Here is a 26124-nt window from a genome sequence, read left to right as displayed (position 1 = left end):
CTCTAGAGCGCGTCGCCGCCACGCTCGCCGGTGCGCACCCGCACCACCGAGTCGACCGGCGAGACCCAGACCTTGCCGTCACCGATCTTGCCGGTGCGCGCGGCCTCGACGATGACGTCGACCACCTTGTCCACGGCGGCGTCGTCGACGACGACCTCCACGCGGACCTTGGGGACGAAGTCGACCGAGTACTCCGCACCGCGGTAGACCTCGGTGTGGCCCTTCTGGCGGCCGTAGCCCTGGACCTCACTGACCGTCATACCCAGGACCCCGGCCTGCTCGAGCCCGGTCTTGACGTCCTCCAGCGTGAACGGCTTGACGATTGCTGTGATCAGTTTCACTGACTCATCCCTCCTTGCCGAGAGCGACGCCGCTCTGGCTCAATGCGCTGCTTCCGGAGCTTCCACCGAGTGCGGCGAAGTCGTAGGCGGACTCGGCGTGTTGCGACTCGTCGGCACCTTCGGCCTCACCCTCGGGATCGATACGGAGTCCGATGGTGAACTTGATGATCAGAGCAATTATGGCAGTTGCGATGGCGGAGTAGCCCAGCACCGCGAACGCCCCGACCGCCTGGCGCCACAGCTGATCGAATCCGCCGCCGTAGAACAGACCGTCGACCGCAGCCGGGGCCTGGTGTGTGGCAACGAGACCCACCATCAGGGTGCCCAGCAGACCACCGACGAGGTGGACGCCGACGACGTCGAGCGAGTCGTCGAAACCGAGCTTGAACTTGAGTCCGACCGCGAGGGCACAGATCGCGCCCGCGACGATGCCGATGACCAGTGCGCCGAGCACGTTCACCGAGGAACACGACGGGGTGATGGCGACCAGGCCGGCGACCACGCCGGATGCACCACCGAGCGAGGTGGCGTGTCCGTCGCGGATGACCTCGACGACCAGCCAGGCGAGCATCGCCGCGGCGGTGGCGACGGTGGTGGTGAGGAAGGTGGTGCCCGCGGTGCCGTTGGACGACGTCGCCGAACCGGCGTTGAAGCCGTACCAGCCGAACCACAGCAGACCGGCACCGAGCATCACGAACGGCAGGTTGTGCGGACGCATCGGGGTCTTGGGCCAGCCTCGACGCTTACCGAGGATGATCGCGAGCACGAGGCCCGCGACACCGGCGTTGATGTGGACCGCGGTACCGCCGGCGAAGTCGATCGCCTTAAGCTTGTTGGCGATCCAGCCGCCGTGCTCACCGGTGTAGCCGTCGAAGGCGAACACCCAGTGCGCGACCGGGAAGTAGACGATGGTCGACCACAGGACGGTGAAGGCCGCCCACGCGCTGAACTTCATGCGATCGGCGACGGCACCGGAGACCAGCGCCACGGTGATGATCGCGAACATGAGCTGGAAGACCACGAACACCGACAGCGGGAGCGTGCCGAAGAGTGGGATGTTGACCGCATCGGAGGCCGCGGTCCCGGTGGCGGGATCGGCGGCGACCGCAGCCGCACCGTTGCCGCCGATGACGCCCTTGAGTCCCAGGTACTGACCGGGATCACCGATCACGCCACCCTTGTCGTCGCCGAAGGCGAAGGAGAATCCGTAGAGCACCCAGAGCACGGTCACGATGCCCATCGCGATGACGCTCATCATGATCATGTTGAGGACGTTCTTGGCGCGCACCATGCCGCCGTAGAAGAACGCCAGACCTGGGGTCATCAGCAACACGAGCGCTGCGCTCGCGAGCATCCAGGCGGTGTCTCCGGTATCCGGGACACCCATTGCGGGGTAAGCCACCCTATTCCTCCTCGATTTTCATCACCGCGGCATGAGGCCGCGGCTTCGATCTGGGAGAACTTTCCTATCCGGATGTTTCGGTGATGGCTACTGCATGTTTCCCGGGTGTGAACGGATCGGCGCCTCATATTTCGCGCAGGTATCGCCCCAGGTCAGAAAGTCGTGAGCCGAGGCAAACGACTCGCGCGATCGGGCAAAACGGGCGCAGCCGGACGGCGGCGGGTGTGCTCAGCCCAACAAGGCGTCGACGAACGCACCCGGCTCGAACGGCGCCAGATCGTCAGCACCCTCGCCGAGTCCGACGAGTTTCACCGGGACCCCGAGCTCGTGCTGCACGTGGAAGACGATGCCGCCCTTCGCCGTGCCGTCGAGCTTGGTGAGCACGACGCCGGTGATCGAGACGACCTCGGCGAACACCTTCGCCTGCATCATCCCGTTCTGGCCCGTCGTCGCGTCGAGGACCAGCAGCACCTCGTCGACCGCGGTCTTCTTCTCGATCACGCGCTTGACCTTGCCGAGCTCGTCCATCAAACCGGTCTTGGTGTGCAGCCGGCCCGCGGTGTCGACCACCACGACGTCGACACCGTCGGCGACACCGGTGGCGACTGCATCGAACGCGACCGACGCGGGATCGGCACCCTCGCGTCCCCGGACGGTCTGCGCCCCAACGCGCTCCCCCCAGGTCTGCAGCTGATCGGCGGCCGCGGCGCGGAAGGTGTCCGCCGCGCCCAGCAGCACACGACGACCGTCGGCGACCAGCACGCGCGCGAGCTTGCCGACGGTGGTGGTCTTGCCCGTGCCGTTGACGCCCACCACCAGCAACACCGCGGGTACGCCGGCGTGCGGGAGCGCCCGGATCGAGCGGTCGAGATCGGGCATCAACTCGGCCATGAGCACCGTTCGGAGCAGTGCGCGGACCTCCGCGGCGGTGCGGACCGACGACGTCGCCAACCCGGTGCGCAACGCGTCGACGACGCGGGCGGTGGTGGCGCTGCCGAGGTCGGCCGAGATGAGCGTGTCCTCGATCTCCTCCCAGGAGTCCTCGTCGAGATCGCCGCCACCGAGCAGTCCCAGCACGCCCTTGCCGAGGGTGCCCTGCGAACGGGCCAGGCGGCCGCGCAATCGGAGCAACCGGCCGTCGACCGGCTCGATGACGTCGAGCGGCGCGGGCGTGGCGAGGGCCGAGGCATCGGTGTCGGCCGTCTCGGGCTCGGCGCCGGTCGTGTCCACATCCGGCGTGTCGAGATCCGGTGTGTCCAGATCGGGCAGGGAGATGTCCTTCATCCCCCGCTGCGCGGAATCCCGCGGGACCGACGCGTCGTCGCCGACACCGGGCTGGCCGTCGGTCTCGGTGCGCTCGTAGGTCGTGGCAGGCGGTGTCACGGTCGGCGGGGGCACCGACGTCGTCTCCGCGGGCGGATCGGCGAGACCGGCGCCGCCACCCTGGCTGAAGGTGAAACCACCGCCCGCCTGGTAGCCGCCCGAGCGATCGACCTCACGGGTGGGCTGATCGGTCGAGGTGCCGTCCCGCAACGAGATACGGCGCCGGTTCGCGACGACCCGGGCGATCAACACGACGGCGAGGATCGCGACGATCACGCCGACGACGATGCCGATGATGAGTTCGGTGTTCACCTGAGTCATTGTGTCAGCCGACGCCTCGGCGCCGACGAGCCGATCAGGCGCCCGACGTGGTGACGTCGATCCCGCGCAGGCGCTGGGAGATGACGGTGGTGATGCCGTCGCCCTGCATGCTCACCCCGTAGAGCGCGTCGGCGATCTCCATCGTCGGCTTCTGGTGGGTGATGACGATCAGCTGCGAGCGTTCCCGGAGTTGCTCGAACAGCCGGATGAGGCGCCGCAGGTTCGTGTCGTCGAGGGCGGCCTCCACCTCGTCCATCACGTAGAACGGCGAGGGCCGCGCCCGGAAGATCGCGACGAGCATCGCCACGGCGGTCAGCGACTTCTCCCCACCCGACAGCAGCGAGAGCCGCTTGACCTTCTTGCCCGGGGGGCGCGCCTCCACCTCGATGCCCGTGGTGAGCATGTCGGTGGGGTCGGTGAGCACCAGCCGTCCGTCGCCCCCGGGGAACAGGGTCTTGAACACCTCGACGAACTCGCGCTCGACGTCGGCATAGGCCTCGGTGAACACCTGCAGGATCTTCGCGTCGACGTCGTCGACGACGTCGAGGAGATCGCGACGCGCGCTGCGGACGTCCTCGAGCTGGGTGGAGAGGAAGGTGTAGCGCTCCTCGAGGGCCGCGAACTCCTCCAGGGCGAGCGGGTTGACCTTGCCCAGGGTGGTGAGGTCCTTCTGGGCGCGTCTGGCGCGCGCCTCCTGGACCGCGCGGTCGAATCGCATGGGTGCCGGCGCGACCACGATCTCGCCACGCTCGACGGCCTGCCGGTACTCGGTCATCTCGAGCTCGGTCGGCGGCAACTCCACATCGGGGCCGTACTCGGCGAGCAGGTCGTCGAGGCCGATGGCGTGGGTGGAGACGATCTGCTCCTCGAGCTGCTCCACCCGCAGCGCCGCCTGCGCCCCGGCGACCTCGTCGGCGTGGAGCCGATCGCGCAGTCGGTTCAGTTCACCGGTGAGCTCGGCGACCTGGCGTCGGGCGGCGTCGAGCAGCGCCGCACGGTCGGTGCGTGCGGTCTCGAGGTCGTCGCGGGTCCGCTGCGCATCGGCCACCGCACCGCTCAGGCGGACGATGATGTCGTCGGCCGCGGTCACCACCACCTCGGCCACTGCGGCGGCGTGCGCCCGGGCGCGGTTCTGTCGTTCGGCGCGGGCACGGGCCTCGCGCTCGGATTCGGCGGCGCGGCGCAGGGAATCGGCACGTCCCCGCACCGACGCCAGGCGTTCCTCGGCGGTGCGCAACGCCAGCCGCGCCTCGGTCTCGGTGGTCCGGGCCTCGGCCACGGCGCCGGCCGCGGCGACACGTTCACCGTCGGTGTCGAGATCGGTCCCCTCGTCGTCGGGGTCCACCTGCGCCGCGCGCAGCCGCTCCTCCATCTCGGCGAGTTCGGCGAGGGCGGTGGTGCGGCCCGCTTCGATCGCGCTGCGCTGGGCGGCGAGGCGGGCCGACTCGTCGCGGGCGGCGCGCACGGTCTGACCCAGGCGGGCGAGCTGTTCGTAGACCGCGCCCACCGCCGCGTCGGATTCGTGCAGGGCCACCAGGGCGTCGTCGGCGGACTGGCGGCGGGCCTCCTGCTCGCCGAGAGCGCCCGAGAGCGCCGCGGCGATCTCCTCGCCCTGGTGGGCGGTGATGACGAGATCCGCCTTCGCGGAGTCGATGTCGGCCTGCAACTCGAGGGTCGAGGGCCGACGGTCGGAGCCGCCGCTGATCCACCCCGGGCCCAGCACGTCGCCGTCGAGGGTCACCACGTGCAGTCGGTCGCCGGCCTCACGGACGCGGGCGGCCACGTCGGCGGCGACGGCGTCGCTGTCGGCGACGACGGTGTCGGCGAGCAGCAGGTCGACCGCGCCACGCAACTGCTCCGGGGCGGTCACCACCTCGGCGGCCCACCGCGCGCCCGGCGGCAGCGCGGGGCCCTGGCGCCGGGGCGCACTCAACCCGCCGAGCAACAGGGCGGCACGGCCGGCGTCGGCGTCCTTGAGTGTCGCGAGCGCGGTGCGGGCGGCGTCGGTGTCGTCGGCGGCGACAGCGTCGGCGGCCGGACCGAGCGCGGCGGCGATCGCGGCCTCGTAGCCGGGGGCGACCTTCACCAGGTCGACCACCGAACCCTGCAGTCCCCGAACGTCGTTCGACAGGAGCCAGGCGCCGCCGTCCTTGCGCGTGAGGTTCGTCGACAACGCCTCGATACGAGCGGTGAGCGACGCGACCCGTTGTTCGGCGGCGCGTTCGGCGGCCTGCAGCTCCGCGACGCGTTCGTTCGCGTGGTTGAGGGCGACAACGCTGCGTTCGTGGTGCTCGTCGAGGCCGCGTTCGGTCGCGTCGAGGTCGCCGACGGTCGCCGCGACGGTGTCGAGTTCGGCCTGCGCCTCGTCGGCGCGGCGGTCGGCGTCGACGATCGCGGCCGACAGGCGGGCCGCCTCGGCGTCGGTCGACCCCGCGCGGGTGGCGAGGTTGGTGACCTGACCTTCCAGACGCACCAATCCCTCACGCCGGTCGGCGACCGCGCGGACCGCCGCCAGATGGGCCCTGTCGGCCTGCGCGGCAACCGATTCCGCAGCCGCCAGCGCCGCACGGGTGGCCTGGAGCGCATCGTCGGCCTCGGTGACCGCGTAGGCGCGGATCTCCTCCTCCTCGGCGGCGGCGGCCGCCTGGGCGTCGAGTTCGTCGGGATCGCGTCCGGTGGCGGCCGCGACCACGGGTTCGGCGAGGTGGCGCACCCGCTCGGAGGCGACGCGCCGGGTGGCGTCGACCCGTTCGGCGAGGGCCGAGAGTCGGAACCAGGCCGCGGCGGCCTGCTGTGCCGCGGGGGCGATCGAGGCGACCTGGGTCTCCAGGTCGGTCATCTCGGCCGTCGCGCGATCGAGTTCGGCGGCGACGCGGTCGGAGTTCTCCCTGATGAGGCTCTCGGTGGCGGTCTGCTCGGCCATGGCGGTCCGCAGGGTCACGAGGTCGTCGGCGGCCAGCCGCAGACGGGCGTCGCGCAGGTCGGCCTGCACGGTCTGCGCGCGACGGGCGACCTCGGCCTGGCGACCCAACGGCTTGAGCTGTCGACGCAGCTCGTCGGTGAGATCGGTGAGACGGGCGAGGTTCGCCTGCATCGACTCGAGTTTGCGGACGGCCTTCTCTTTGCGCTTGCGGTGCTTGAGGACCCCGGCTGCCTCCTCGATGAACGCACGACGGTCCTCGGGACGCGACTCGAGGATCGCAGAGAGTCGTCCCTGCCCCACGATCACGTGCATCTCGCGGCCGATGCCGGAGTCGCTGAGCAGTTCCTGCACGTCCATGAGGCGACACGTGCTGCCGTTGATCTCGTACTCGCCGGCGCCGTCCCGGAACATCCGCCGGGTCACCGAGACCTCGGAGTAGTCGATCGGCAGGGCGCCGTCGGAGTTGTCGATGGTGAGGGTGACCTCGGCTCGACCAAGCGGCGGGCGCCCGGAGGTCCCGGCGAAGATGACGTCCTCCATCTTGCCGCCGCGCAGGGCCTTGGCCCCCTGCTCCCCCATCACCCAGGTCAGCGCGTCGACGACGTTGGACTTACCCGATCCGTTCGGTCCGACGACGCAGGTGATCCCCGGCTCGAAGCGCAGGGTAGTGGCCGACGCGAAGGACTTGAATCCCTTCAGCGTCAGGCTCTTGAGGTGCACGACGGTAGAGATTACCCACGTCGCACACCACCGGTGGACATCCCAGTCGTCGCCGGGCGGTCACCGGGGCGAAACCTCCGCCTCACCTGTCGGTTCGGTTCACCGTTCGACGAATCCCTCGAGTCCCCCGACGGCGGGTCCGACGTCGTCCACCACAAGATCGACCCGCCCCGGTGTGGTGTCACCCCGCAGGAGACGGAGGAGTCCGTCGACGGCGTCGCGTCGTCCCTCGGCGACGACGAGCACCCGGCCGTCCGGCTGGTTGGTGGCGTGCCCGACCAACCGCAGTTCGAGCGCACGCGCCCGCGTCCACCAACGGAACCCCACACCCTGCACGTGCCCGTGCACCCACGCCGTGAGCCGCAGGGTGTCGTCGGAGGGCCCGCTCATCGTGTCGGCAGGGTGAGCGACACCTCGGTGCCCGCCTTCAGGGTGCGGCCGACCGTGCACGACGCGTCGACGGCGCGTGCGACCACGGTGAGGAGACGCTGCGCGGTGTCGGCATCGAGCCCGGACAGGTCGATGTCGAGCTCCTCGTCGAGCCGCGGGTAGACCTCGGCGTCGCGATCGGCGGCGCCGGAGACGCGCACGGTCGCGGCGTAGTCGTCGCCGAGCCGCCGCGCCAGCGGTGCGTCCGAGCTCATCCCGGTGCACGCGGCCAGGGCGATCTTCAGCAGCTCACCCGGGGTGAAGACGCCCTCGACGTCCTCGGACCCGACGAGCACCTGCGCGCCGCGCGAGCTTCGGCCGGTGTAGCGGCGGGTGCCGGTGCGCTCGACCCAGAGTGTCGTGGCGGCGGGGGTGGTGTTCTCGGTGCTCATAGCAGCATTGAACACCGTGCCGGGACCCCGAATTCCGCTCACCGGACGAAGCGGTACCCCATCCCGGCCTCGGTGATGAGGTGGCGCGGGTGCGTCGGATCGGGTTCGAGTTTGCGTCGCAGACCCGCGAGATACACGCGCAGATAGTGGGTCTGCGAGTCGTAGGACGGTCCCCACACCTCGTGGAGCAACTCGCGTTGCCCCACCAGCTTGCCCTCGTTGCGCACCAGCATCTCCAGCACACCCCATTCGGTCGGGGTGAGATGGACGTCGGTCCCCTCCCGGGTGACGAGCTTCGCGCGCAGGTCCACCACGAACGACCCGGCGTCGACGACGGGTTCCTCCAGCCCCGGGGAGGGGGCGCTCGCACGCCGGACGGCGGCACGGAGACGGGCCAGCAGTTCCTCCATCCCGAACGGCTTGGTCACGTAGTCGTCGGCGCCGGCGTCGAGGGCCTGGACCTTGTCGCCGGAGTCGGTGCGCGCCGAGAGGACGATCACCGGGACGGTCGTCCACCCGCGCAGGCCCTCGAGGACCTCGAACCCGTCGATGTCGGGCAGGCCGAGGTCGAGGATCACCACCTGGGGGTTGGTCTGGGCGGCCGCGCGCAGTGCGCCGGCACCGGTCGAGGCGGTCGTCACGTCGAATCCACGGGCGTTCAGGTTGATGCGCAGCGCGCGCAGGATCTGCGGCTCGTCGTCGACGACGAGGACGCGTGTGTGCTCGACCGGTTGCGGTTGTGACATCAGTGGCCCCCCAGGGATTCGCGCGCGAGGCGGTGGTCGTCGGACGGTCGTGGTTCCCCCGGCGCGCCGGGGAGGTCGACGACGAGGGTCAGGCCCCCACCGTCGGTGTCGACCGCCTCGAGTCGACCGTCCATCGCCTCGGTGAACCCCTGCGCCACGGACAGACCCAGACCCACACCGGAACTCGCGTTCTGATCACCGACCCGGTGGAACGCGGCGAACATCTGCTCGCGATCGGCCGGGGCGATGCCCGCGCCGTGGTCGATGACACGGATCAGCACGCGCGTCGGGGCGTCGGGATCGGTGACCGAGGTCGAGGTGCCGACGCCCTGGCCGGGACCCTCGGTGACGACCTCGGCGCACACGGTCACCTCGCCCTCACCCTCTGCCCCGTATCCGTCACCGCGCCCACTGTGCCGCAACCCGTTGTCGATGAGGTTCGCCAACACGCGTTCCAGCAGAACGGGATCGGCGTAGACGAGCGTGTCACCGAGTTCGAGTCGCACCCGCGCGAGCTGGCGCGTGTCGTACGCCGACATTCCCACGAGCACGCGGCTGACGACCTCGGTGAGGTAGACGAACTTCATCTGCGGTCGCACCACACCGGCGGCCAGACGCGAGGAGTCGAGCAGGTTGCCCACCAGGGCGGTGAGGTGGTCGGTCGACTCCTCGATCGTCGCCAGCAGCTCGGCGGTGTCCTCGGCCGAGAAGGACACATCGGTGCTGCGCAGGCTCGACGCCGCGGCCTTCACCGCGGCGAGCGGGGTCCGCAGATCGTGGCTCACCGCCGAGAGCAGGGCACGCCGCAGTCGATCCGTCTCGCTGAGCGCCTTGGCGTTCGAGGCCTCCTCGGCTAGTTGGCGGCGCTCCACCACCGCGGCGGCCTGCGACGCGACGGCGGTCAGCACCCGACGGTCGCGGCCGGTCACCACCGGGCCGCGCAGCAGCAACGCGTAGGGACCCGACGGCACGGTGCAGACGGTGTCGGCCTGCGCCGGGGCGGTCGCCGGGTCGTCGCCGACCGCGTCGGTGACCACGGGTGCCGAGGCGCCCTCGTCGATCCGCACCACCGACACCGACCGTTGATCGAAGGTGGTCCGGACGAGATCGAGCAGGGTGGCGAGGCCCTGTCCCCGGAGCACTGCCCCGGCGAAGGTGGTCAGCAGCTCGGCCTCCCTGGCCGCGCGGGTGGCCTCCCGCCTCCGCACGGTCGCCGAATCCACCAGTACGGCAACGGCGATCGCGATCAGCAACATCACCACGATCGTCGACAGGTTCTCGACGCTGTCGATGGTGAACGTGTAGCGGGGTGCGGTGAAGAAGAAGTTGAGCAGCAGTCCCGAGGTGATCGCGGTGAGCGCCGCGGGCCCGACACCGCCGAGCATCGAGATCGCCAGCACCACCACGAAGAAGATGGCGGTCTCGCTGGCGAACCCCAGCCACCGGTCGAGACCGAAGATCGCGGCGGCCGCCACGCACGGGACCACCACCGCCAGCACCCAGCTCAGCGGTCGGTGCAGACGGGTCTCGCGGATGTCGAGCCGGTTGCGTCGTCGCGCCTGGTCGTGGGTGACCATGTGGACGTCGATCTTCCCCGACATCCGCACCACGGTGGCCCCGGTCCCCTCGTCGAGGAGTCGTTGCCATCGTGATCGGCGCGAGGTCCCCATCACCAGCTGCGTGGCGTTCACGCCGCGGGCGAAGTCGAGGAGGGTCTCGGGGATGGAATCGCCCACCGCGGTGTGGATCCGGGCGCCGAAACCGGCGGCCAGTTCGGTGAGCGAGGGCATCTCCCCGGAGAGTCGGTCGAGGAGGCCGTCGCCGCGGACCACGTGCACCGCGATCAGTTCCGCGCTCGACCGCGAGGCGATCCGTGATGCGCGGCGCAGCAGGGTCGCCGACTCGGGGCCACCGGTGACCGCGACGACGACGCGTTCGCGGGTCTCCCAGGTGTCGGTGATCGCGTGTTCGGCTCGGTAGTCGGCCAGCGAGTCGTCGACCCGGTCGGCGAGCCACAGCAGCGCCAACTCCCGCAGGGCCGTGAGGTTGCCCTGGCGGAAGTAGTTGACCAGCGCACCCTGGATGCGCTCACCCGGGTAGACCTTGCCCGCGGCGAGGCGGCGCCGCAGCGCCTCGGGGGCGATGTCGACCAGTTCGATCGCGTCGGCCGCACGCACGATCTCGTCGGGGACGGTCTCGCGCTGGGTGACGCCGGTGATCTGGGCGACGACGTCGTTGAGGCTCTCGAGGTGCTGGATGTTGACCGTGGAGAGCACCGAGATGCCGGCGTCGACGATGTCGCGGATGTCCTCCCACCTTTTGGCGTTGCGACTGCCGGGGGCGTTGCTGTGCGCGAGTTCGTCGACCAACACCACGTCGGGAGCGCGGGCCAGCACCTCCTCCAGATCGAGTTCGGACAGGACGGTGCCCCGGTACTCGATCGTCACGGTCGGGATGACCTCGATGCCCTCGAGCATCCGTGCGGTGCCCGTCCGACCGTGCGTCTCGACGACCGCGGCGACCACGTCGGCACCCTCGGCCGCCAGTGTCGCGGCCTGCGCCAGCATCTCGTAGGTCTTGCCGACGCCGGGAGCGCAGCCCAGGAAGATCTGCAGGGTGCCGCGCCGTTCGGCGCTCTCGGGTCCGGTGGTCACCACACGATCATCGTCGGACGCCGCCACCGCCCGCTACCCGCACTTCGGTGCCGTGGCGCCCAACGCGATGTTGACCTCGAGGACGTTCACGCGTGACTGGCCCAGGAACCCGAGCTGCCGATCGGAGGTGTGCGCGTCGATCACCGCCTGCACGCGCTGCGGGGTCAGATTGCGGACGCGTGCTATCCGGGGCACCTGCAGCGCCGCATAGGACTCGCTGATGTCGGGGTCGAGCCCGGAACCCGACCCGGTGACGGCGTCGACGGGGACCTGCCCGGGCGTGATGCCCTCGCGGGCCGCGATGGCCGCGCGGCGTGCCTCGATGTTCTTGGCGAGCAGTTCGCTGTTGGGTCCCTGCTGGCTCGCCGCCGACGCCGACGGGTCTCCGGGGGCGAACGGGTCGTCGGCCGAGCCGACCACCCGTGAGTGCAGATAGGGGTCGGGCGTACCGGCGGGAACCGCGACGTCGACGCCGAGCAGCCTCGACCCGACGACGCACCCGTTGGCGTCGGTGACCTGCGATCCCTCGGCGGAGTGGGTGGTCAGGCGCGAGACGCCCCACACCGCGGCGGGATAGGCCACCCCCAACAGCAGCGTCAGGCCGATGAGCACGGCGAGACCGACGAGCGACTGGCGCACGACGTTTCGGATGACGAGCATGTGCTGCTACCCCATTCCCGGGAGAAAGCGGACGACGAGATCGATGAGCCAGATGCCGACGAACGGTGACACCACACCGCCGACGCCGTAGAGGAGCAGGTTGCGCCCGAGCAGCCTCGAGGCCGACGACGGCCGGTAGCGAACGCCTTTGAGCGACAGCGGGATCAGCGCGACGATGATGAGCGCGTTGAAGATGACCGCCGACACGATCGCCGACTGCGCCGAGTGCAGGCGCATCACGTTGAGCGAGTGGAGCTGGGGGTAGATGCCGGTGAACAGTGCGGGCAGGATGGCGAAGTACTTGGCGAGGTCGTTGGCGAGGGAGAACGTGGTGAGGGCACCGCGGGTGATCAGCAACTGCTTGCCGATCGCGACCACGTCGATGAGCTTGGTCGGGTCGGAGTCGAGATCGACCATGTTCCCGGCCTCTTTGGCCGCCGAGGTACCGGTGTTCATCGCCAGGCCGACGTCGGCCTGCGCCAGCGCCGGTGCGTCGTTGGTGCCGTCGCCGGTCATCGCGACGAGCCGTCCACCGGTCTGCTCGGTCTTGATCAGTGCAAGTTTGTCCTCCGGGGTGGCCTCGGCGATGTAGTCGTCGACGCCGGCCTCGGCGGCGATCGCCGCGGCGGTGCGCGGGTTGTCGCCGGTCACCATCACCGTCTTGATGCCCATGGCGCGCAACTGCGCGAACCGTTCGGCCATACCGGGTTTCACCACGTCGGACAACGCGATCACCCCGAGGACACGGACCGGGGCCGACCCTGCGCGGTCGGCCACCAGCAGCGGTGTGCCGCCACCGGCCGCGATCTGTTCGACCGCGGAGGTGACCGCGTCGTCGACGGTCGTTCCCCCCTCGCGGGCCCAGCGCACCACCGCGTCAGCGGCCCCCTTACGGATCAGCAGGTCACCCTCGTCGGGGAGGTCGAGACCGCTCATCCGGGTCTGGGCGGTGAAGGCGACGATGGTGGCGGCGCCCGGTGCGGGTCGCAGCGCGTCGACGTCGACGCCGTAGCGCTCACGGCAGAGGTCGATGATGCTGCGGCCCTCGGGGGTGTCGTCGCCGAGGCTCGAACGGCATGCCGCGCCGGCGATGTCGCCGATCGCGACGCCGGGTGCCGGGACGAGCGCGGTGGCCCTGCGGTTGCCGAAGGTGATGGTGCCGGTCTTGTCCATCAACAGGGTGTCGATGTCGCCGGCCGCCTCGACCGCGCGCCCCGACATCGCGAGCACGTTGCGTTGGACGAGCCGGTCCATGCCCGCGATGCCGATCGACGACAGCAGTGCGCCGATCGTGGTCGGGATGAGGCATACCAGCAGCGCGATGAGCTTCACCGGATCGGGGGTCGACCCCGCGTACTGCTGCATGGGTCCGATGGCGACGACCGCGAGCAGGAAGATGACGGTGAGGCTCGCGAGGAGGATGTCGAGGGCGATCTCGTTCGGTGTCTTCTTCCGCGACGCGCCCTCGACGAGGGCGATCATCCGGTCGACGAACGACTCGCCGGGCATGGTGGTGATCTCGACGACGATGCGGTCCGACAGGACCACGGTGCCCCCGGTCACCGCGCAGCGGTCGCCGCCGGACTCTCGGATCACCGGCGCCGATTCACCGGTGATCGCCGATTCGTCGACGGTGGCGATGCCCTCGACGACATCGCCGTCACCGGCGATCACCTCGCCCGCCTCGACGACGATGCGGTCACCGATCGTCAGATCCGAGCCGGGGACCTCGGTGATCGACCCGTCGTCACCGAGACGCCGGGCCATGGTGTCGCGCTTCACCTTCCGCAGGCTCGCGGCCTGGGCCTTCCCGCGACCCTCGGCCACCGCCTCGGCGAGGTTGGCGAACAGCGAGGTGAACCAGAGCCAGAAGGCGATGGCCCACGAGAACCACGACGGCTGGTAGATCGCGAGCGCGGTGGTCGCGATGGCCCCGAGGTAGACCACGAACATGACGGGGTTGCGGGCCTGGTCGCGCGGGGTGAGCTTGCGTACGGCGTCGGGCAGGGAACGGACGAGCTGGGTCGGCGAGAACGCCCCGCTGCCGGCCATGTCGTCCGACACCGCGGGTGCACCCGCGGTATCTGAGGTGCTCGGTCCGGAGGGACCGGGATCGGTGATGGTCATGCGAGTGCCTCCGCGATGGGCCCCAGGGCAAGGGCGGGGAAGAAGGTGAGACCGGCCACGAGGAGCACGGTGCCGGTCACCAGGCCGCCGTAGAGCAGGCCGTGGGTGGGCAGGGTCGCCGTCGATGCGGGTTTCGGTTTCTGCTTCGCGAGCAGTCCGGCGAGGGCGAGGGTGAAGATGATGGGCAGGAACCGGCCGAACAGCATGCACACGCCGAGCGACACCTGGAACCAGTCGCTGGTCACGGTGAGGCCGCCGAACGCGCTGCCGTTGTTGTTGGCGGCCGAGGCGTAGGCGTAGAGCACCTCGGAGAATCCGTGGATCGATCCCGGGGTCCCGGGGTCGCCACTGTTGCCCTGAAAACCGTTGGTGGACGGCAGGATCGCGGTGATCGCGGTCCCGACGAGCACCAGTGCGGGCATCACGAGAATCGACAGGGCGGCCATCGTGATCTCCTGCTGGCCGATCTTCTTGCCCAGGAACTCGGGGGTACGTCCGACGAGCAGACCGCCGACGAAGACCGCGATGATGGCCAGCACGAGGATGCCGTAGAGTCCGGTCCCGACCCCGCCGGGCGCCACCTCGCCGAGCAGCATGTTCCACATCACCGCGCCGCCGCTCGCCGCGGAGAAGCTGTCGTGTTGGGCGTTGACGGCACCGGTGGACGTGCCGGTGGTGGCGACGGCGTAGAGGACCGAGGCCGGGATACCGAAGCGCTGTTCCTTGCCCTCCATCATCGCGCCGGCCGCGGTGGCGGCGGCTCCGTTGGTCCGCTCCTCGAAGAACCAAGTGACGGCGAGGATCAGGGCGAACAGCGTCGCCATGACACCGAGGACGGTGTAGCCCTGCCGACGGTCGGCGACCATCGTGGCGTAGGTCCTCGTGAGGCACACCGGGATCACGAGGATCGCGATGATCTGGGCGATGTTCGTCAGCGGGGTGGGGTTCTCGAACGGGTGCGCGGAGTTCGTGGCGAGCGAGCCACCTCCGTTGGTGCCGAGTTCCTTGATGGCCTCCTGCGAGGCGAAGGGGCCGACCACGGCGTGGCCGCTGCCGCCGCCGAGTCCGGTGAAGTCGAACCCGGAATGGAACGACTGCACCACACCCTGGGCCACGAACAGGATCGCGAACAGCACGCTGAGCGGCAACAGGATTCGGACGACACCGCGCACGAGATCGACCCAGAAGTTGCCGATCTCACCGGTGGTGGTGCGGGCGATGATGCCGCGGACGAGCGCGACCGCGACCGCCAGGCCGACGGCGGCGGAGAGGAAGTTCTGCACCGCCAGGCCACCGGCCTGGGTGAGGTTCCCCATCACCACCTCGGGTGAGTACGACTGCCAGTTGGTGTTGGTGACGAACGACACCGCCGTGTTGAAGGCCATCGCGCCCGGCACCCCGGGCCGTCCCCCCGACATCGGCAGGTGACCCTGGATACGTTGCAGCACATAGAGGAACAGGACACCGACCAGCGAGAAGCCGAGGAGCGCTGCGGTGTAGCCGACCCAGGTCTGCTGCCGACCCGCGTCCACCCGCACCACGCGGTAGAAGACGCGCTCGACGGCAAGGTCGCGGGCACTGGTGAAGACGCGGGCCATGTAGTCGCCGAGGGGGACGTACACGAGGGCGAGGACGACGATGACGACGCCGACCTGCAGGGCGGCGGCGAGTGCGGGGTTCACGTGTGTCAGAACCTCTCCGGGAAGACCAGTGCGACGAGCAGATAGACGGCCACCACGAGCGCGGCGACCAGGAGGATGACGTTGACCGTCCCCGAGGCGGTCATCGCGACATCCGTCCCGACACGGCGCGCAGCACCAGTGCACAGGCTCCGAACAACCCGATGATGGTGAGCACGAAGACGAAGTCGGTCACGCGATCTCCTGACGAACGGCAAGGACCGGACTCGAGGTGGTCCGATCTACGAGCCCGATCGTGACCCATCCGGATCCCCGGTTCCGCCGTCGTTAACGGACTTCCGACGCCGCGACCTGGCGCCTTTACGGGATCCCTACGGCGAGCGGCGGTGTTTCTACGCTATAGTTCGGTTCGCTAAGTTCTTCTCCGCGCGGATGTCAGGCGCCGCGCGGACGCACCTGACACTTCGGGCAGCTGAACGAGCTGCGGTTCATGAACTGTTCGCGACGCATGATGCGTCCGCATCGACGGCACGGTTGCCCCTCGCGCCCATAGGCGTTCAGCGATCGCTCGAAGTACCCCGACTGGCCGTTGACGTTGACGTAGAGCGAGTCGAACGACGTCCCGCCCGAGGCCAGCGCCTGCTCCATCACCTCGGTCGCCGCGGCGAGGAGGTCGTTCAGCTTGCGCGGTCCGATCTCGTCGGTCGGCCGCGCGCCGTGGATCCTGGCGCGCCACAACGCCTCGTCGGCGTAGATGTTGCCGATGCCGCTCACGACGGTCTGGTCGAGCAGTGCCCGCTTGATCTCGGTGTGTCGGGTGCGCCATGTGGCGACCACGGCCCGCGGGTCGAAGGCGGGATCGAACGGGTCGGGTCCGATGTGCGCGATCGTCGAGGGGATCCCGACCCCGGTGTCGGTGTCGGTGTGCGCGTCGAGGAACCATCCGCCGAACGTCCGCTGATCGACGAAGCGCAGCTCCATGCCGTCGCCGAGGGCCGCCCGCACCCGCAGGTGTGTGGGGTCCGGGGTCGCGGGATCGCAGACCAGCATCTGACCGCTCATCCCGAGATGGATGACGAGGGCCACATCAGGGGCGGCCTCGGTCAGCGGGTCGACCGCGGACGACGAGGACGCCGACGTGTCGATGTCGAGCCAGAGATACTTGCCGCGGCGGCGGGCCGCGACGATGCGTGTGCCGGCGAGGACACCTGCGAGGTCCTCGGCGCCGGGGAGATGACGACGTACCGCGCGAGGGTGGTGCACGGTGACCGACTCGATCGTCCGGCCGACGGCGTGGGCGTCGAGCCCGCGCCGCACCACCTCGACCTCGGGAAGCTCAGGCACCGCACACCCGCGGGATGAGCGCGCCGGTCACGAGGTGGGGCCGGCCTTCGACTCCGAGATCACCTGCCATGCCGTGGCGGCCGCCTTCTGCTCGGCTTCTTTCTTCGTGCGGCCCGCACCGACACCCATGGACGCACCGGCGACGACCGCGGTGGCGGTGAACTCCTTGGAGTGATCGGGTCCGGTGGAGGTGATCTCGTACTGCGGGACGCCCAGGCCGCGCTCGGCGGTCAGCTCCTGCAGCGAGGTCTTCCAGTCCAGTCCGGCGCCGAGCACGGCGGCCCGATCCAGGGAGGGCGCGAACAGGGCACCGACGACGCGCTGCGCCGTCGCGAAGCCGTGGTCGAGGTAGACCGCGCCCAGGATCGACTCGGTGCCGTCGGCGAGGATGCTCGCCTTGTCGCGACCGCCCGTGAGCTCCTCACCGCGGCCGAGCAGGATGTGGCGACCGAGGCCGCCGCGTCCCAGCCCGCGGGCGATGTCGGCGAGTGCGTACATGTTGACAACGCTGGCACGGATCTTCGCGAGTTCGCCCTCGGGACGGTCCGGATAGGTGAGATACAGCGTCTCGGTCACCACCACACCGAGCACCGAGTCGCCCAGGAACTCGAGCCGCTCGTTGGTGGGCAGACCACCGTTCTCGTAGGCGTACGAGCGGTGGGTCAGCGCGAGCGTCAGGAGCCCGCGCGAGATGTCGAGACCGAGGGCCTCGAGCAGGTCGGTCGGATCGTCGACGAGATCGGGCAGCCCCGGCAGCGACGCGGCGCCCGCGGGATCGGAGGCCTTCGGCGACACCGTGCTCACCCGGTGGGGCCGGCCGCGTCGCGGGCCGGTCCGGGTGCATCCGCAGAAGCCGGGTCCGCGAACTTCTCGCGCAACGCCGCCCACTTCGGGTCGATGAACTCGTGTCCGTGTTCGGGATCTGCGGTGTCGAGTCGCACGCCGCACTCCACACACAGGCCGCCGCAGTCCTCGCGACACAGCGGCGTCATCGGCAGATCGAGACCGACCGCGTCGATGACCGCCTGCTCGAGGTCGACCCTGTCGTCGACGATGCGGTGCACGTCGTCAGCGTCGGTCGTCTGCTCGGTGACGCTGTCGGGGTAGGCGAACAGCTCGGTGAGGAAGACGTTGACCGTGCCGCTCACCGGATCGAGGCAGCGCGCGCACTGCCCCTCGGTCTCGCCGCTGACCGTGCCGGTCACCAGCACTCCCTCGTTGACCGACTCGAGCCGGAGGTCGAGATCGATCTCGCTGTCGGCGGGGATGGCGATGAGGTCGAGACCCAGGCTGTGGTCACAGGTGACCGTGCGATGGATCTGGGTCATCGTGCCGGGACGACGTCCCAGGGAACGGATGTCGAGAACAAACGGGGTGACCGCGGAACTCGATCGAAGACGCTGATCGGACACGGGAGTAGACGATACGCCGCAAGGGCCACCGTCTCCCACCTCGCCCGAGGTGGGAGACGAGGTCAGACCGCGACGCCGGTCGGGTAGTCGTCCCGCACGGCGCGGGGATGCTCGCTGTAGTCGTGCACGCCGGCCCCGGTGCGGAGCTGCTGTCGGCCGCGGTTCACCGAGCGCATCGTGGAGGTGAGGACCTCCTCGAAGTCGGCGAGTTTGTTGTCGACGTAGACGTCGCACTCGCCGCGCAGGCGGTCGGACTCGGCGTGAGCAGCGTCGATGATGCGGTCGGCCTCGCTCTTCGCGGCCGCGACGACCTCGGTCTCCGACACCAGTCGCTGCTGCTCGGCGATGCCGTCGGCGACCGACTTCTCGTAGCTCGCGTTGCCGGACTCGATCATCCGGGCGGCCTCGGCGCGGGCCCGGCCGGTCACGGCCTCGAACTCGCGGGCGGCACCGGCCGCGGTTCGCTGCGCCTCGGCGGTGGCGTCGGTGACCAGCTCGGTGGCGTGGGCCGAGGCCTCGCCCACCATCCGGTCGGCCTGCGACTTCGCCTCGGACAGGATGCGGTCGGCCTCGGCACGCGCGTGGGCGACCATCGAGTCCGACTGCGACGTCGCCTCGGAGACAGCGGTGTCGGCATGCGCACGCGCGTCACCGATGAGCTTGTCGCGCTGGTCGAGCACGTCCTGCGCGTCGTCGAGTTCAGCGGGGATGGAGTCCTTGACATCGTCGAGGAGTTCGAGCACATCGCCACGGGGGACGACGCATCCGGCGGTCATCGGGACCCCGCGCGCCTCCTCGACGATGGCGCCCAGTTCGTCCAGAGCTTCGAATACCCGATACACAGCTACCTCGTTTCTCGGCCGGGACGAGCCCGACTCGAGTGGTTGGTGTTGTTCCTGTGACTATTGTGCCCATTGGTACGACGAATCCCGGGCAGGCGAGCCTCGGTGTGTCGGCGCGTCGGCACTACTGCGCGAGCTTGGCGCCGAGCGCGGCGAACACCGGCGGCGGGAGGAACGCCTCGACGTCGCCGCCGAGTCGCGCGACCTCCTTCACCAGCGAACTCGACACGTGCGCCCATCGGGGCTCGGTGAGCATGAAGTAGGTCTCCACGTCGGCCAGGTCGCGGTTCATGGTGGCCATCGGCATCTCGTATTCGAAGTCGACCGCTCCCCGCAGTCCCTTCACCACCGTGGTCAGCTCGTGGGTGCGGAGGTAGTCCACGAGGAGTCCCTGCCAACGGTCGACGCGGACGTTCGGCAGGTGCGATGTGCACTCGGTGATCAGCGCAACCCGCTCGTCGATGTCGAACAGACCCGATTTCGACGGGTTGACCGTCACCAGCACGACCAGCTCGGAGAATCGCGGGGCGCAGCGCTCGATGACGAACAGGTGACCGCGGGTGAGCGGATCGAACGATCCCGGACAGACGGCTCCAGCCATACCGGTCAAGCTAGCAGTCCCCCGCCGGTGCCCGCGGTCGTCATTCCTGCTCCGGGTCGGCCACCTCGCCCAGGTCGACACGGGTCTCGCCGTACCGTCGCGAACGCTCGGGGGTGAAGGCCGACGGCCACGTGATCTGCGGCGTCCGGGCCGAACGCTCCACCACGACGAACGCGCCCGGCGCACACCAGTCATGGTCGGCGAGCGCCTGCAGGTGTCCCTCGACGACCTCGGTGTCGACGTCGTAGGGCGGGTCACAGAACACGATGTCGAAACGGTCGTCGGCCGCGGCGGAGACCACCGTCTCGACGCGTCGTCGCCGCACGTCGAGCGACGCGGCCGCGAATCCGCACCGCGCGGCGTTGCCGGCGATGGTCGACGCCGCTTTCGCATCGGACTCGACGAACACCGCCCGCACCGCCCCCCGCGAGAGCGACTCGAGTCCCAGAGCGCCGGACCCCGCGTAGAGGTCGAGGACGCGGGCCCCATCGAGGTCGACGCGGGCGTCGAGCATCGCGAACACCGACTCGCGAACGCGATCCGATGTGGGTCGGGTGCCGGCGGGCGGCGCCGTGATCGGGCGTCCGCGCGCCGAACCCGCGATGATCCTCATGCCCGTGATTGTCCTACCCGGTGGTCGCGCCAGGGCGCCGACGTCCCCGCGACGTGGCGACGGCCGTTCGGGCATGACACGACCCCGTCGCACCGACGTGGCACGCCACTTCGTGACGGGTATCACAAAGAGGGTCTGTACTGGCGCTTAGAGGCGCTTTCACCAGCAAATATCCGGTTCTGGGTGACATCGGTGTGACCCGTTGTTAACTTCAGAGATGCCATGACCCCCATACAGACGAGTGCCACCCTGACCACTACACCCGAGGTCTCCTTCCGGGAGCCCGATGTCGCCGATGGCGTTCGTCTCTGGGAAATCGCCCGTGACTCCGAGGTCCTCGACCTCAACAGCAGCTACGCCTACGTGCTGTGGTGCCAGGATTATGCGCGCACGAGCATCGTGGCCGAGGTCGACGGAACCGTCGTCGGCTTCGTGACCGGCTACGTGCGCCCGCAGGCCCCCGACACCGTGATGGTGTGGCAGGTCGCGGTCGACGCCGACCAGCGTGGTCTCGGTCTCGCCGGACGGATGTTGTCAGCGCTCATGGACCGAGTGGAGACCGACTCCATCACTCGGATGCAGACCACGATCAGCCCGGACAACGAGGCGTCGCAGAAGCTGTTCACCTCGTTCGCCGAGCGTCGGGACATGACGATCAGCCGTCGCGACTATTTCGCGCCCGAGGACTTCCCGGACTCCCATGAGCCCGAGGACCTCTACACCATCGCGCCGCGCGCCTAGACCCCGTTTCGCGTGCCGGATGTACAGACGACGGTCCGGGCGCGCCTTCCAGTGCGAGCGGACGACGACGTTCGCCGCGTACCCGGGTACAGCCGTGTCGCCCGGCGCGCGCATCTCGCCGCAGCCGTGACCACTCACCATCTGGAGATCTGAGGACGACAATGACCTTCTCATCCGACATATTCGCAACGCGGGAGTCCGAGGTCCGCAGCTACAGCCGCGGCTGGCCCGCCGTCTTCGAGAAGGCGTCGGGCTCGTGGCTCACCGACCGCGAGGGCGTGCGCTACCTCGACTTCTTCGCCGGCGCCGGCGCGCTGAACTACGGGCACAACCACCCGGTGCTCAAAGAGGCACTGCTGGAGTACATGTCCGGCGACGGCATCACCCACGGTCTGGACATGTCGACCGTCGCGAAGGGCGAGTTCCTGCAGACCTTCCAGGACACGATCCTGATGCCGCGCAACCTCGACTACAAGGTCATGTTCCCGGGCCCCACGGGCACCAACACCGTCGAGGCCGCCCTCAAGCTGGCCCGTAAGGTGACCGGCCGCGAGGCGATCATCAACTTCACCAACGCCTTCCACGGCATGACGCTGGGCGCGCTGTCGGTGACCGGCAACGCGTTCAAGCGCGCCGGAGCCGGCGTGCCGCTGGTGCACACCACCCCGATGCCCTACGACGACTACTTCGACGGCGACATGAAGGACTTCCGCTGGTTCGAGCAGGTCCTCGGCGACTCGGGCAGCGGCTTCAACAAGCCCGCCGGTGTCATCGTGGAGACCGTCCAGGGTGAGGGCGGCGTCAACGTCGCCCGCGCCGAGTGGCTGCGTGGTCTGGCCGATCTGTGCAAGCGCCACGAGATCCTGCTCATCGTCGACGACGTCCAGATGGGTTGTGGCCGTACCGGTCCGTTCTTCTCGTTCGAGATCGCCGGTATCACCCCCGACATCGTCACCCTGTCGAAGTCGATCGGCGGCTACGGCCTGCCGATGGCCCTGACCCTGTTCAAGCGCGATCTCGATGTGTGGAGCCCCGCCGAGCACAACGGCACTTTCCGCGGGAACAACCCGTCGTTCGTCACCGCGAAGGCCGCCATCGACCACTTCTGGTCCGACGACACCTTCGAGAAGGCGACCATCGCCAAGGGCAACCGGATCCACGAGGCCTTCACCGAGCTGTCGGAGAAGTACGACGGCGTCAGCACCCGGGGTCGCGGCATGGCCCAGGGCCTCGTGTTCGAGGTCGCCGAGAACGCCGGCAAGGTGTGCTCGCTCGCCTTCGACGAGCACCTGCTGACCGAGACCGCCGGGCCGTCGGATCAGGTCGTCAAACTGCTTCCGCCGCTGACGATCTCCGACGACGAGCTCGAGCAGGGACTCGACATCCTCGCGCGGGCGACCGCCAAGGTCGTCTGAGCACTCGGAGAACACACGCATGTCCCCGGCCCGACCGGGCCGGACCGCAACGGGAAGGAACGCGTCCATGATCGTCCGCACCACCACAGAGATCACCGACACCGATCGCGACATCGTCGCCGAGAACGGCAACTGGCGTTCCAAGCGGATCATCCTCGGTGGCGACAAGGTCGGTTTCTCGTTGCACGAGACCGTCATCAAGGCCGGTACCGTCAACGAGTTCCACTACGCGAACCACGTCGAGGCCGTGTGGCTCATCTCCGGTGAGGGCACGCTGCTCGACCGTGAGACCGGCCAGGAGTACCCGCTGGGGCCCGACACCATGTACCTGCTGAACGGCCACGAGCGCCACACCGTCACCGCGACCACCGAGCTGCGCATGTACTGCGTGTTCAACCCGCCGGTGGTCGGCAACGAGACCCACGACGAGAACGGTGTCTACCCGCTCGTCACCGTCGACTGACCCCTTATCGTCATGGGATGACAAGCGAGACAACCCCGGTCGCCCTGGCGCCGGGACACGACGAGCACCTCACCGCCGCGATCGAATCCGCGGGTGGGGTGCTCGTCTCGTTGGCCGATGCGCAGGTCCTGGTGTGGGCGGGAGGTGTCGACGACTTCCCCACCGACCTTCCCGACGCCGTCGAATGGGTGGCACTCAAACTCGCCGGAATCGAGGAGTTCATGGCGGCGGGACTCATCGACGACCGTCGTACATGGACCAATGCGTCGGGCTTCTACGCCGAGAACGTCGCCGAGCACGCCCTGGCGCTGCTGCTCGCCGGGCCGCGTCAGATCCCCGCGGCCGTGACGTCGCGCTGGGACAAGCAGGTCATCGACACCACCATCCGCTCGCTGCACGGCTCCACCGTGGCGATCATCGGCGCGGGCGGCATCGCCCGATCGCTGATCCCCCGACTCGTGGCGTGCGGCGCCGAGGTCATCGCCGTCAACCGATCCGGTCGTCGGGTCGACGGAGCCCGCGAGACCCTGCCCGCCGATCGCGTCGCCGAGGTGTGGCCGCGCTGCGACCATGTCGTGCTCGCCGCGCCGTCGACCGCCGAGACCCGTCACCTGATCGATGCCTCGGTTCTCGCCGCGCTCCCCGACCACGCCTGGATCGTCAACGTCGCGCGCGGCACCCTCATCGATCAGGCCGCCCTGCTGCGGGCGGTCCGCGCGGGCGAGATCGCCGGTGCGGCCCTCGATGTCACCGACCCCGAGCCCCCGGGTCCTGACGACCCCCTCTTCGACGAGCCCCGGATCATCGTCACCCCGCATGTCGCCAACCCCGCCTCGGGACTCACACGGACACTGGCGCCGTGGGTCGCCGAGAACCTCCGACGCTTCCGGGCCGGCGAGGAACTCCTCTCGACCGTCTCCCCCGACAGCACCTACTGATCGGACCGGCGCGACCTCGGTCGACGGCCGACGCAGATCGGCGCATCGTCGGTACCGTGGATGGTGATGCGGACGCGTAGCCAGGTCGCCTGGACTCCGGGAGAACCCACCGAGATCGACCTCGACCTCGATGGCGCGGTCGCGCGGCTGTCGGCCCTCGTCGCGGGCCGACACACGGTGATCCTGTCCGGGGCGGGCATGTCCACCGACTCCGGGATCCCCGATTACCGCAGTCCCGACGCCGCGCCGCGCACCCCGATGACCATCGACGCGTTCCTGGCGTCGCGGGAGTTCCGCACCCACTACTGGGCGCGCAACCATCTCGGGTGGCGTCACATGGACGCCGCGACACCCAACCGTGCTCACCACGCCATCACCGATCTGCAGCGGCTCGGGCTCGTATCCGGGGTGATCACCCAGAACGTCGACATGCTGCACACCAAGGCGGGCAACCACCCCGTGCTCGAACTGCACGGGTGCTACGGCCGCGTCTGCTGCATCGACTGCGGGTGGCAGGTCTCGCGACATCGCCTCGCGAGCATGCTCGAACCCCTCAACGCCGATTTCACCGCGCGCATCCGCAGCCGCGGCGCGATCGAGGTCGCCCCCGACGCCGACGTCGCCGTCGGCGACACCGACGACTTCGTGATGATCGACTGTCCCGCGTGCGGCGGTCCGCTGAAACCGGCCATCGTCTACTTCGGGGAGAGTGTTCCCGCCGACGTCGTCGACCGGGCGTACGCGATGGTCGACGCCGCCGACACCCTGATCGTCCTCGGGTCGTCGTTGACGGTCATGTCCGGCCTGCGGTTCGTCAAACACGCCAAACGACAGGGCAAGTCGGTCGCCATCGTCAACCGTGGCCGCACCCGGGGCGACAGCCTCGCCGACCTCACCATCGACCACCGCTGCGCCGAGGTCCTCACCGCGCTCGTCGAGCGGATCGGCGCGGGCGTCGCTTCACACCCCGACGAGGTCGTCGGCGTGCACCACCGGTCGCCGTAGGCCCGGAGGCAGGTCGCCGGTCGACTTCCCCACCATCTCCCCGACCTCGTCGACGTCGTAGGCGATGACGCCGCGCGCGCGGATCGCTCCCCCGCTGTCGACGACGTCGACGACGTCGCCGGCCGAGAACCGCCCGTGCGCATCGAGGACGCCGGCCGGCAGCAACGACTTGCGGCGCGAGATGGCCACCGCGGCACCGTCGTCGACGACGATGCGTCCCCGGGTCTCGGCGGCGTGCCGCACCCAGAACCGGCGCGCCGACATGCGGGTGGGACGCGCGGCGAACGCGGTCCCGACGGTGGCATCACCCAGCGCCGCCCCGGCGTCGGCGGCCGCGGCGAGCAACACCGGTACCCCGGCGTCGGCGGCCAGGCGCGCCGCCGACAGCTTGGAGGCCATGCCGCCGGTACCGAGCGCGCCACCCGAGCCCGCGATGACCCCGTCGAGGTCGGCGGGTCCGGCGACCTCGGGGATCAACCGCGCGTCCCCCTTGCGGGGGTCGCCATCGTAGAGGCCGTCGACGTCGGACAGCAGGAAGAGGGCGTCAGCGCCAGCGAGGTGGGCGACGAGCGCGGCCAGTCGGTCGTTGTCGCCGAAGCGGATCTCGTCGGTGGCCACGGTGTCGTTCTCGTTGACCACGGCCACCGCGCCGAGGGACCGCAGACGGTCCAGTGTCCGTTGGGCGTTCGCGTGTTGGGCCCGCATGGAGATGTCGTGCGCGGTCAGCAGGACCTGACCGACCGTCCGTCCGTGGCGGGCGAACGACGTGCCCCAGGCGTGGGCGAGCGCGAGCTGCCCGACGCTGGCCGCGGCCTGTTTGGTCGCGAGATCCGTCGGTCGGCGCTTGAGACCCAGTGGCGCGATGCCCGCACCGATGGCGCCCGACGACACGACGATGACGTCACTGCCCGCGGCCATCCTCGCCTCGAGGGCGTCGGCCAGCCGGTCGAGGCGGTCGAGATCGAGACCGCTGTCGATGTCGGTGAGAGCCGACGAACCGATCTTGACCACGACGCTGCGCGCCGAGGCGATCTCGGCGCGGACCGTCGGATTCTCGGAGGTGCTCACCGGA

The 26124-nt window shown here is 69.6% G+C and carries 24 protein-coding genes; 5 read left to right on the top strand and 19 right to left on the bottom strand.

Annotation, left to right across the window (positions count from 1 at the left end):
• Nucleotides 1-2 precede the first annotated feature (2 nt).
• The 18 genes from OG579_RS00615 to rsmD form a co-directional block, all read right to left on the bottom strand.
• Nucleotides 3-341: a P-II family nitrogen regulator gene (locus OG579_RS00615; protein ID WP_045822416.1), complete on the bottom strand. Its 339-nt coding sequence runs from the start codon at nucleotides 339-341 to the stop codon at nucleotides 3-5.
• Between the two features lie 4 nt (nucleotides 342-345).
• Nucleotides 346-1728 carry an ammonium transporter gene (locus OG579_RS00610; protein ID WP_328859105.1) on the bottom strand — a complete coding sequence of 461 codons (1383 nt, stop codon included), beginning with the start codon at nucleotides 1726-1728 and terminating at the stop codon, nucleotides 346-348.
• Nucleotides 1729-1971: 243 nt separating this feature from the next.
• Complete coding sequence (ftsY, locus tag OG579_RS00605) at nucleotides 1972-3378, bottom strand: signal recognition particle-docking protein FtsY (protein ID WP_328857719.1); 1407 nt, start codon at nucleotides 3376-3378, stop codon at nucleotides 1972-1974.
• Nucleotides 3379-3421: 43 nt separating this feature from the next.
• Nucleotides 3422-7030: a chromosome segregation protein SMC gene (gene smc / locus OG579_RS00600; protein ID WP_328857718.1), complete on the bottom strand. Its 3609-nt coding sequence runs from the start codon at nucleotides 7028-7030 to the stop codon at nucleotides 3422-3424.
• Between the two features lie 99 nt (nucleotides 7031-7129).
• Nucleotides 7130-7420: an acylphosphatase gene (locus OG579_RS00595; protein WP_328857717.1), complete on the bottom strand. Its 291-nt coding sequence runs from the start codon at nucleotides 7418-7420 to the stop codon at nucleotides 7130-7132.
• Entirely contained in the window at nucleotides 7417-7851 is a 435-nt protein-coding gene (locus OG579_RS00590) for an OsmC family protein (RefSeq protein ID WP_328857716.1), read from the bottom strand. Before OG579_RS00590 ends, OG579_RS00595 begins: the two co-directional genes overlap by 4 nt.
• A gap of 38 nt (nucleotides 7852-7889) precedes the next feature.
• The gene (locus OG579_RS00585; RefSeq protein WP_045822410.1) at nucleotides 7890-8597 is read right to left on the bottom strand and encodes a response regulator; all 708 of its coding nucleotides are present in this window, start codon (nucleotides 8595-8597) and stop codon (nucleotides 7890-7892) included.
• Nucleotides 8597-11251, bottom strand: a complete 2655-nt coding sequence (locus OG579_RS00580; protein WP_328857715.1) for a sensor histidine kinase KdpD — start codon at nucleotides 11249-11251, stop codon at nucleotides 8597-8599. Before OG579_RS00580 ends, OG579_RS00585 begins: the two co-directional genes overlap by 1 nt.
• A gap of 33 nt (nucleotides 11252-11284) precedes the next feature.
• On the bottom strand, nucleotides 11285-11911 hold the full coding sequence (locus OG579_RS00575; RefSeq protein WP_328857714.1) for a potassium-transporting ATPase subunit C: 627 nt from the start codon (nucleotides 11909-11911) through the stop codon (nucleotides 11285-11287).
• Nucleotides 11912-11917: 6 nt separating this feature from the next.
• Nucleotides 11918-13963 (bottom strand): potassium-transporting ATPase subunit KdpB, encoded by a 2046-nt coding sequence (gene kdpB, locus OG579_RS00570; protein WP_328859104.1) that lies wholly within the window; start codon nucleotides 13961-13963, stop codon nucleotides 11918-11920.
• 71 nt (nucleotides 13964-14034) lie between these two features.
• Nucleotides 14035-15720, bottom strand: coding sequence for a potassium-transporting ATPase subunit KdpA (gene kdpA / locus OG579_RS00565; protein WP_328857713.1), 1686 nt, complete (start codon nucleotides 15718-15720; stop codon nucleotides 14035-14037).
• A gap of 5 nt (nucleotides 15721-15725) precedes the next feature.
• Nucleotides 15726-15824: a potassium-transporting ATPase subunit F gene (locus OG579_RS00560; RefSeq protein ID WP_045822406.1), complete on the bottom strand. Its 99-nt coding sequence runs from the start codon at nucleotides 15822-15824 to the stop codon at nucleotides 15726-15728.
• A 289-nt stretch (nucleotides 15825-16113) separates the two neighbouring features.
• Complete coding sequence (gene mutM, locus OG579_RS00555; protein WP_328857712.1) at nucleotides 16114-17022, bottom strand: bifunctional DNA-formamidopyrimidine glycosylase/DNA-(apurinic or apyrimidinic site) lyase; 909 nt, start codon at nucleotides 17020-17022, stop codon at nucleotides 16114-16116.
• A gap of 27 nt (nucleotides 17023-17049) precedes the next feature.
• The gene (gene rnc / locus OG579_RS00550) at nucleotides 17050-17778 is read right to left on the bottom strand and encodes a ribonuclease III (protein WP_328859103.1); all 729 of its coding nucleotides are present in this window, start codon (nucleotides 17776-17778) and stop codon (nucleotides 17050-17052) included.
• Between the two features lie 44 nt (nucleotides 17779-17822).
• Nucleotides 17823-18434 carry a YceD family protein gene (locus OG579_RS00545; RefSeq protein ID WP_328857711.1) on the bottom strand — a complete coding sequence of 204 codons (612 nt, stop codon included), beginning with the start codon at nucleotides 18432-18434 and terminating at the stop codon, nucleotides 17823-17825.
• 62 nt (nucleotides 18435-18496) lie between these two features.
• On the bottom strand, nucleotides 18497-19276 hold the full coding sequence (locus OG579_RS00540) for a DivIVA domain-containing protein (protein WP_045822403.1): 780 nt from the start codon (nucleotides 19274-19276) through the stop codon (nucleotides 18497-18499).
• A gap of 124 nt (nucleotides 19277-19400) precedes the next feature.
• The gene (coaD, locus tag OG579_RS00535) at nucleotides 19401-19877 is read right to left on the bottom strand and encodes a pantetheine-phosphate adenylyltransferase (protein WP_328857710.1); all 477 of its coding nucleotides are present in this window, start codon (nucleotides 19875-19877) and stop codon (nucleotides 19401-19403) included.
• A 40-nt stretch (nucleotides 19878-19917) separates the two neighbouring features.
• Nucleotides 19918-20565, bottom strand: coding sequence for a 16S rRNA (guanine(966)-N(2))-methyltransferase RsmD (gene rsmD / locus OG579_RS00530; protein ID WP_328857709.1), 648 nt, complete (start codon nucleotides 20563-20565; stop codon nucleotides 19918-19920).
• Between the two features lie 147 nt (nucleotides 20566-20712).
• On the opposite strand from rsmD, the gene ectA reads away from it, so the two are divergent.
• The 5 genes from ectA (at nucleotide 20713) to OG579_RS00505 (ending at nucleotide 25052) form a co-directional block, all read left to right on the top strand.
• Complete coding sequence (ectA, locus tag OG579_RS00525) at nucleotides 20713-21231, top strand: diaminobutyrate acetyltransferase (protein ID WP_045822400.1); 519 nt, start codon at nucleotides 20713-20715, stop codon at nucleotides 21229-21231.
• 161 nt (nucleotides 21232-21392) lie between these two features.
• The gene (gene ectB / locus OG579_RS00520) at nucleotides 21393-22646 is read left to right on the top strand and encodes a diaminobutyrate--2-oxoglutarate transaminase (RefSeq protein ID WP_045822399.1); all 1254 of its coding nucleotides are present in this window, start codon (nucleotides 21393-21395) and stop codon (nucleotides 22644-22646) included.
• Nucleotides 22647-22713: 67 nt separating this feature from the next.
• Complete coding sequence (locus OG579_RS00515) at nucleotides 22714-23109, top strand: ectoine synthase (RefSeq protein WP_045822398.1); 396 nt, start codon at nucleotides 22714-22716, stop codon at nucleotides 23107-23109.
• 17 nt (nucleotides 23110-23126) lie between these two features.
• Complete coding sequence (locus tag OG579_RS00510) at nucleotides 23127-24047, top strand: D-isomer specific 2-hydroxyacid dehydrogenase family protein (protein ID WP_328857708.1); 921 nt, start codon at nucleotides 23127-23129, stop codon at nucleotides 24045-24047.
• 66 nt (nucleotides 24048-24113) lie between these two features.
• Nucleotides 24114-25052: a Sir2 family NAD-dependent protein deacetylase gene (locus OG579_RS00505; protein WP_328857707.1), complete on the top strand. Its 939-nt coding sequence runs from the start codon at nucleotides 24114-24116 to the stop codon at nucleotides 25050-25052.
• On the opposite strand, the gene proB is transcribed toward OG579_RS00505, so the two are convergent.
• Complete coding sequence (proB, locus tag OG579_RS00500) at nucleotides 25008-26120, bottom strand: glutamate 5-kinase (protein ID WP_045822395.1); 1113 nt, start codon at nucleotides 26118-26120, stop codon at nucleotides 25008-25010. The genes OG579_RS00505 and proB overlap by 45 nt on opposite strands.
• Nucleotides 26121-26124: the final 4 nt, after the last annotated feature.

The organism is Williamsia herbipolensis (assembly GCF_036153515.1).
Taxonomy (GTDB): Bacteria; Actinomycetota; Actinomycetes; order Mycobacteriales; family Mycobacteriaceae; genus Williamsia_A; species Williamsia_A herbipolensis.
Note: the sequence above shows the minus strand (reverse complement) of the source record. Positions and strands in the feature narration are given on the sequence as shown.

Bases quoted from the DNA above. Each gene is read 5' to 3' on its own strand.
- OG579_RS00560 (WP_045822406.1), bottom strand. From the start codon at position 15,824: ATGACCGCCTCGGGGACGGTCAACGTCATCCTCCTGGTCGCCGCGCTC.
- ectB (WP_045822399.1), top strand. From the start codon at position 21,393: ATGACCTTCTCATCCGACATATTCGCAACGCGGGAGTCCGAGGTCCGC.
- coaD (WP_328857710.1), bottom strand. From the start codon at position 19,877: ATGGCTGGAGCCGTCTGTCCGGGATCGTTCGATCCGCTCACCCGCGGT.
- ectA (WP_045822400.1), top strand. From the start codon at position 20,713: ATGACCCCCATACAGACGAGTGCCACCCTGACCACTACACCCGAGGTC.
- rsmD (WP_328857709.1), bottom strand. From the start codon at position 20,565: ATGCCCGAACGGCCGTCGCCACGTCGCGGGGACGTCGGCGCCCTGGCG.
- OG579_RS00595 (WP_328857717.1), bottom strand. From the start codon at position 7,420: ATGAGCGGGCCCTCCGACGACACCCTGCGGCTCACGGCGTGGGTGCAC.
- OG579_RS00575 (WP_328857714.1), bottom strand. From the start codon at position 11,911: ATGCTCGTCATCCGAAACGTCGTGCGCCAGTCGCTCGTCGGTCTCGCC.
- kdpB (WP_328859104.1), bottom strand. From the start codon at position 13,963: ATGGCCGGCAGCGGGGCGTTCTCGCCGACCCAGCTCGTCCGTTCCCTG.
- OG579_RS00510 (WP_328857708.1), top strand. From the start codon at position 23,127: ATGACAAGCGAGACAACCCCGGTCGCCCTGGCGCCGGGACACGACGAG.
- OG579_RS00515 (WP_045822398.1), top strand. From the start codon at position 22,714: ATGATCGTCCGCACCACCACAGAGATCACCGACACCGATCGCGACATC.
- OG579_RS00590 (WP_328857716.1), bottom strand. From the start codon at position 7,851: ATGAGCACCGAGAACACCACCCCCGCCGCCACGACACTCTGGGTCGAG.
- OG579_RS00585 (WP_045822410.1), bottom strand. From the start codon at position 8,597: ATGTCACAACCGCAACCGGTCGAGCACACACGCGTCCTCGTCGTCGAC.
- OG579_RS00610 (WP_328859105.1), bottom strand. From the start codon at position 1,728: ATGGGTGTCCCGGATACCGGAGACACCGCCTGGATGCTCGCGAGCGCA.
- OG579_RS00505 (WP_328857707.1), top strand. From the start codon at position 24,114: ATGCGGACGCGTAGCCAGGTCGCCTGGACTCCGGGAGAACCCACCGAG.